This is a genomic window from Streptomyces sp. NPDC006385 (genome assembly GCF_040612485.1).
GTDB lineage: Bacteria > Actinomycetota > Actinomycetes > Streptomycetales > Streptomycetaceae > Streptomyces.
In genome coordinates, this window is record NZ_JBEXQG010000047.1 from 60,440 (window position 1) to 66,914 (window position 6,475).

Annotated in this window: 7 protein-coding genes; 4 read left to right on the plus strand and 3 right to left on the minus strand. The window is 68.7% G+C overall.

Annotation, left to right across the window (positions count from 1 at the left end):
• Window position 1 precedes the first annotated feature (1 nt).
• The 3 genes from iolB to iolC are packed head-to-tail and all read right to left on the minus strand — an operon-like array spanning window position 2 to window position 2,797.
• On the minus strand, window positions 2–889 hold the full coding sequence (iolB, locus tag ABZ078_RS29655) for a 5-deoxy-glucuronate isomerase (protein WP_356580243.1): 888 nt from the start codon (window positions 887–889) through the stop codon (window positions 2–4).
• A gap of 25 nt (window positions 890–914) precedes the next feature.
• Window positions 915–1,802, minus strand: a complete 888-nt coding sequence (locus tag ABZ078_RS29660; RefSeq protein ID WP_356580244.1) for a deoxyribose-phosphate aldolase — start codon at window positions 1,800–1,802, stop codon at window positions 915–917.
• Window positions 1,803–1,837: 35 nt separating this feature from the next.
• Window positions 1,838–2,797 (minus strand): 5-dehydro-2-deoxygluconokinase, encoded by a 960-nt coding sequence (gene iolC, locus ABZ078_RS29665; RefSeq protein ID WP_356580246.1) that lies wholly within the window; start codon window positions 2,795–2,797, stop codon window positions 1,838–1,840.
• A gap of 297 nt (window positions 2,798–3,094) precedes the next feature.
• On the opposite strand from iolC, the gene ABZ078_RS29670 reads away from it, so the two are divergent.
• The 4 genes from ABZ078_RS29670 to ABZ078_RS29685 form a co-directional block, all read left to right on the plus strand.
• Window positions 3,095–4,108 carry a sugar ABC transporter substrate-binding protein gene (locus tag ABZ078_RS29670; protein WP_356580248.1) on the plus strand — a complete coding sequence of 338 codons (1,014 nt, stop codon included), beginning with the start codon at window positions 3,095–3,097 and terminating at the stop codon, window positions 4,106–4,108.
• Window positions 4,108–5,187 (plus strand): ABC transporter permease, encoded by a 1,080-nt coding sequence (locus ABZ078_RS29675; RefSeq protein WP_356580250.1) that lies wholly within the window; start codon window positions 4,108–4,110, stop codon window positions 5,185–5,187. Before ABZ078_RS29670 ends, ABZ078_RS29675 begins: the two co-directional genes overlap by 1 nt.
• Window positions 5,188–5,192: 5 nt before the next feature.
• Window positions 5,193–6,107, plus strand: a complete 915-nt coding sequence (locus tag ABZ078_RS29680) for an ATP-binding cassette domain-containing protein (protein ID WP_356580252.1) — start codon at window positions 5,193–5,195, stop codon at window positions 6,105–6,107.
• A 1-nt stretch (window position 6,108) separates the two neighbouring features.
• The coding region (locus ABZ078_RS29685) for a sugar phosphate isomerase/epimerase (RefSeq protein ID WP_356580254.1) at window positions 6,109–6,475 on the plus strand (367 nt) is incomplete at its 3' end.

Sequence of the window (6,475 nt, forward strand, 5' to 3'; positions counted from 1 at the left end):
CTCACTGGGACTCAGCGGTGTAGAGGGGCAGACGGGGGTCGACGGGCTGGTCCGGCCAGGTGTCGCGGACCCAGGCGTGATCGGGGTGGTCGCAGATCAGCCAGGCGCGCTCGGCCTCGGGACCGGCCATGACGTTGAGGTAGTACATGTGGTGGCCGGGCACGGCCATGGAGGGTCCGTGCCAGCCGTCGGGAATCAGCACGACGTCGCCGCCGCGCACCTCCGCCAGGACGTCGGTGTTGCGGCCGTGTCCGGACGGGGAGACGCGCTGGTAGCCGAGGCCGGGCGTGCCGTCGTGGTCGGCGAACTCGAAGTAGTAGATCTCCTCCAGGACCGACTCCTCGCCGGGCCGGTGCTCGTCGTGCTTGTGCGGTGGGAAGGAGGACCAGTTGCCGCCCGGCGTGATGACCTCGACCGCGATGAGCTTGTCGCACTCGAAGACGCCGGCCGCGCCGAAGTTGTTCACCTGGCGGCTGCTGTTGCCCGTGCCGCGCAGCTCCACCGGCACCGACGACGCCGGCCCGTACCGGGCGGGCAGCCGCCGGGTGCAGCGCGCGCCGGTCAGCGCGAACCGTCCGCCGCCGGTGGAGGAGACGGTCGTACGGGCGTCGCGCGGCACGTAAACGAAGTCGCTGACGGCGCTGAACACGCTGTCACGGCCGGTGATGTGGAACGTCTCGTGGCCGAAATCGTCCGCGCTCTCGACCGTGCAGCCGCCGGTCAGCGACAGCACGATCCACTCGCTGTCGCCGGTTTCGAAAGTGTGCGAGCCGCCCGGCGGCAGCTCCAGGATCCGCAGGCTGGAGTAGCCCCAGCCGGCCTTCTCGGGCGTGACGTCCACGACGTACGGGCCGCCGAGCGCCTTTCCCGCGGGAAGGTGATACGTCATCGTGTTCTCCGCCTCACAATCCGTGTCACAACAGGCCGACGGCCGTGTCCACCGCCGTCTCCACGCTGCCCTCGGCCGGGTAGAGCAGCGAGCGGCCGACGACCATGCCCTGGACGGTGGGGTGCTGGAGCGCCTTGCGCCAGCGCTCGTACGCGCCCGCTTGGGCTTCGGCGGAGCTCCCGACCTCACCGCCGAGCAGAACGACGGGCAGGGTGGACGTCTCAAGAACCTCCGCCATGTCGTCGGGGTCATGGGTGACGGGCAGTTTCAGCCAGGTGTACGCGGAGGTGCCGCCCAGCCCCGAGGCGATGGCGATGGATTTGGTGACGGCCTCGGCGGACAGGTCGTTGCGCACCTTGCCGTCGACGCGCCGGGAGATGAACGGCTCCACGAACAGCGGGAGCCGGAGCGCGGCCATGGCGTCGACGGCCCGGGCCGTGGACTCCAGGGTGCTCAGCGAGCCCGGGTCGTCGTAGTCGATACGCACGAGCAGCTTCCCGGCGTCGAAGCGCATCCGCGCGATGTCCTCGGCGCGGTGGCCGGTGAAGCGGTCGTCCATCTCGAACGACGCCCCGGCCAGGCCCCCGCGGTTCATGGAGCCCATGACAACCTTGTCGTCCAGGACGCCGAGGAGCAGCAGGTCCTCCAGGATGTCGGCGGTGGCCAGCACCCCGTCGACGCCGGGCCGGGACAGTGCGACGCACAGACGCTCCAGCAGATCGGCTCGGTCGGCCATCGCGAGCCTGTGGTCGCCGACGCCCAGGGCGCCGCGGGCCGGATGGTCGGCGGCCACGATCATCAGGCGCCCGCTGTCACCGATCAGCGGGCGGCGCGTCCGGCGGGCGGCGGCCTCGGCGATCGCCTCGGGGCTGCGGGCCCTGATCGCGGTGAGGTCGGGGATGGTGATGCTCAAAGGAAAGCTCCGTTCGAAGGGGGCTCGGCCGGCCGTCACGACGCCTGGGCGAGGAGGTGCTCGACCTCGGACTCGGTGGGCATCGCCGAGGAGCAGGCGAGGCGGGAGGCGACGAGCGCGCCGGCGGCGTTGGCGTACCGCATGGTGGTGGCCAGGTCCCAGCCGGACAGCAGCCCGTGGACCAGCGAGCCGCCGAAGGCGTCGCCCGCGCCGAGGCCGTTGACCACCTCGACCGGCACCGGCGGCACCTCGGTCTCCGTGCCGTCGCGATGCACGGCCAGCACGCCCTTGGGACCCTGCTTGACCACCGCCAGCTCCACACCGGCGGCCAGCAGCGCCTCCGCGCAGGCGCGCGGTTCGCGGACCCCGGTGGCGATCTCGCACTCGTCGAGGTTGCCGACGGCGACGGTGGCGTGCCGTAGCGCCTCCGCGTAGTACGGGCGGGCCTCCTCGGGGTCGGTCCAGAACATCGGGCGCCAGTCGAGGTCGAAGACCGTCGTGCCCGCCTTGTCGCGCGCCTTGAGGGCGGCGAGCGTGGCCGAGCGGCTCGGCTCCTCGCTCAGACCGGTGCCGGTGATCCAGAAGACACGGGCCGAGCGGATGGCCCAGTAGTCCAGTTCGTCGGAATGTATCTCCAGGTCAGGCGCCTTAGGCTGCCGGTAGAAGTAGAGCGGGAAGTCGTCCGGCGGAAAGATCTCGCAGAACGTCACCGGCGTCGGGTACACCGCGACGGGCGTCACCCAGCGGTCGTCCACGCCGAAGTCCTTCAGGGCCTCGTGCAGGTAGGCGCCGAAGGGATCGTCGCCGGTGCGGGTGATGACGGCGGTGGTACGGCCCAGCCGCGCGGCGGCGACCGCGACGTTCGCGGCCGAACCTCCGAGGAACTTGCCGAACGTCTCCACCTGCGTAAGAGGCAGGCCGGACTGCAGGGGGTAGAGATCGACTCCTATTCTTCCCATTGTGATCAAGTCGAAGGGCTTGGCTGACTCGGCCATGCGCGACGCTCCTAGAGCTGGGCTGGGGGTGCGGGTCCCAGGGGGCCTGCCGCCTCCCAGGTGTAGGACGTGAAGGCCGACGCTGTCAATACTTTGTACTTACATTCGGACCTGCTTGTGAAATGATGTCTTAACAAAGTATTGACAGCGGGCGCATCCAGCGATTGGATCCCGTCCCAGCGCAACAGCCGTGTTCCACGGCACACGACCCGGACTTCCCAGGCCCGGGCCATGGATCCCAGTGATCATCCCTTTCCCCCGTCGCACACCCCCGTCGCACAGTGAGGTGCTGGAAAGATGGACCGCTCTTACTCTCGCTCCCGCAGGTTGGTCCCCATGGTGGCCGTGGCCGCAGCGGCAGCGTTGCTCGCAGGCTGCTCCAGCGGCTCCGGCGGCAAGAAGTCCGAGGAAGGCGCCGCGGACGCCGCGGCGGGCAAGGCCACCACGCCCCGCATGACGGTCGCCCTGGTCACGCACCAGGCGGCGGGTGACACCTTCTGGGACATCGTCCGCAAGGGTGCCGAGGCCGCCGCCGCCAAGGACAACATCAAGCTGATCTACTCGTCCGACCCGAACGCGGGCACCCAGGCCAACCTGGTGCAGAACGCGATCGACCAGAAGGTCGACGGCATCGCGGTCACCCTGGCCAAGCCGGACGCCCTCAAGGACGTCGTGGGCAAGGCCAAGAAGGCGAACATACCCGTCGTCGGCCTCAACTCCGGTGTCAGCGAATGGCAGAAGCTCGGCCTGATGGAGTTCTTCGGTCAGGACGAGACCGTGGCCGGTGAGGCGCTCGGCAAGCGGCTGAACGAGGAGGGCGCCAAGAAGGTCGTCTGTGTCATCCAGGAGCAGGGCAACATCGGCCTCACCCAGCGCTGCGACGGCGTGAAGAAGACGTTCGAGGGCACCACGCAGACCCTCAACGTCAACGGCACCGACATGCCGTCCGTGAAGTCGACGATCACTGCCAAGCTCAAGCAGGACAGCGACCTCGACTACGTCGTCACCCTCGGGGCGCCGTTCGCGCTGACCGCGGTGCAGTCGATCGGTGACGCGGGCGCCAAGGCGAAGGTCGCCACCTTCGACCTCAACAAGGAACTGACCGGAGCGATCAGCAAGGGCGACATCGAGTTCGCCGTCGACCAGCAGCCCTACCTCCAGGGCTACCTGGCGATCGACTCCCTGTGGCTCTACAAGAACAACGGCAACTACATGGGCGGCGGCGAGCAGCCGGTACTGACCGGACCTGCCTTCGTCGACAAGACGAACGTCGAGACCATCGACAAGTACGCCGCGAAGGGCACTCGGTGATGAGCATGACCCAACAGGCTGAGCCGGCGGTGACCACACCGCCGGCCCCCGGCCCCGGCAAGGAGAAGGACGGGCGGACGGCCGAACGTCCCCTGGCCCTCCGACTGCTGGCCCGTCCCGAGGTGGGTGTCTTCCTCGGTGCGGTGGCGGTGCTGGTCTTCTTCCTGATCGCGGCACCGCCGGTGCGCGACGGCAGTTCGATGGCCAACATCCTCTACCAGTCGTCGACGATCGGGATCATGGCCCTGCCGGTCGCGCTGCTGATGATCGGCGGCGAGTTCGACCTGTCGGCCGGTGTCGCGGTGATCACCTCGGCGCTGACCGCCAGCATGATCAGCTACCAGCTGACGATGAACGTGTGGGTCGGCGTGATCGTCGCCCTGATCGTGTCGCTGGCGGTGGGCCTGTTCAACGGCTGGATGCTGGTCAAGACCGGACTGCCGAGCTTCCTGGTCACCCTGGGCACCTTCCTGATCCTCCAGGGCGTGAACCTGGCGGTGACCAAGCTGATCACCGGCAATGTCGCCACCGACGACATCAGCGACATGGACGGCTTCGACCAGGCCAAGGCGATCTTCGCCTCCTCCTTCGACGTCGGCGGCGTCAACGTGAAGATCACCGTCGTGTGGTGGCTGGTCTTCGCGGCGCTGGCCACATGGGTGCTGCTGCGTACCAAGTACGGCAACTGGGTCTTCTCGGTCGGCGGCAACCAGCAGTCCGCCCGCGCCGTGGGTGTGCCGGTGACGTTCACCAAGATCTCGCTGTTCATGCTGGTCGGCTTCGGCGCCTGGTTCGTCGGGATGCACCAGCTGTTCTCGTTCAACACCGTGCAGTCCGGTGAGGGCGTGGGCCAGGAGCTGATCTACATCGCGGCGGCGGTCATCGGCGGCTGCCTGCTCACCGGTGGCGCCGGTTCCGCGATCGGCCCCGTCTTCGGCGCCTTCATGTTCGGCATGGTGCAGCAGGGCATCGTCTACGCCGGCTGGAACCCCGACTGGTTCAAGGCGTTCCTCGGCGTGATGCTGCTCGGCGCCGTCCTGATCAATCTGTACGTGCAACGCACGGCGACCCGGAGGTGACCGACATGACATCCAGCAACGGAACCGGCACCCACGGCGCCGTCATCACCGACAAGGCCCCCGAGCAGGACGGCCCCGTCGTCGAACTGCGCAGCGCCGGCAAGTCGTACGGCAACATCCGCGCCCTGCACGGCATCGACCTGAAGGTGTTCCCCAGCCAGGTCACCTGCGTCCTCGGCGACAACGGCGCCGGCAAGTCCACCCTCATCAAGATCATCTCGGGTCTGCACCAGCACACCGAGGGCGCGTTCCTCGTCGACGGCGAGCCGGTGCGCTTCTCCACCCCGCGCGAGGCCCTCGACAAGGGCATCGCCACGGTGTACCAGGACCTCGCGGTGGTCCCGCTGATGCCGGTGTGGCGGAACTTCTTCCTCGGCTCCGAGATGACCAAGGGCCCCTGGCCGGTCCGTCGTCTCGACATCGAGACCATGAAGAAGACGGCCGACGAGGAACTGCGCAACATGGGCATCGTCCTAGACGACCTCGAGCAGCCCATCGGCACGCTGTCCGGCGGCCAGCGCCAGTGCGTCGCCATCGCCCGCGCCGTGTACTTCGGCGCCCGCGTCCTCATCCTGGACGAGCCCACGGCCGCCCTCGGCGTCAAGCAGTCCGGTGTCGTCCTGAAGTACATCGCCGCCGCCCGCGACCGCGGCCTCGGCGTCATCTTCATCACCCACAACCCCCACCACGCCTACATGGTCGGCGACCACTTCAGCGTCCTGCGCCTCGGCACCATGGAGCTCAACGCCTCCCGCGACGAGGTCAGCCTCGAGGAGCTCACCAACCACATGGCCGGCGGCACCGAACTCGCCGCGCTGAAGCACGAGTTGGCGCAGGTCCGGGGCGTGGACGTCGAGGAGCTCCCGGAAGAGGAAGACCTGACCGCGTCCGCGGCCACCGCGCCCGAAGGGAAGTCCTGACATGCCCCCTGTGCTGGACCGCATCCGGGTCGGCTCGGCCCCGGACTCCTGGGGCGTCTGGTTCCCGGACGACCCCGTGCAGGTGCCCTGGGAACGCTTCCTGGACGAGGTCGCCGAGGCCGGCTACTCGTGGATCGAGCTCGGCCCGTACGGCTACCTGCCCACCGACCCGGCCCGCCTCACCGACGAGGTGAACAAGCGGAACCTCAAGGTGTCCGCGGGCACCGTCTTCACCGGCCTGCACCGCGGCCCCTCCGTCTGGGACTCCACCTGGGAGCACGTCAGCCAGGTCGCCGCGCTCACCCAGGCGATGGGCGCGAAGCACCTGGTCGTCATCCCGTCCTTCTGGCGGGACGACAAGACCGCCG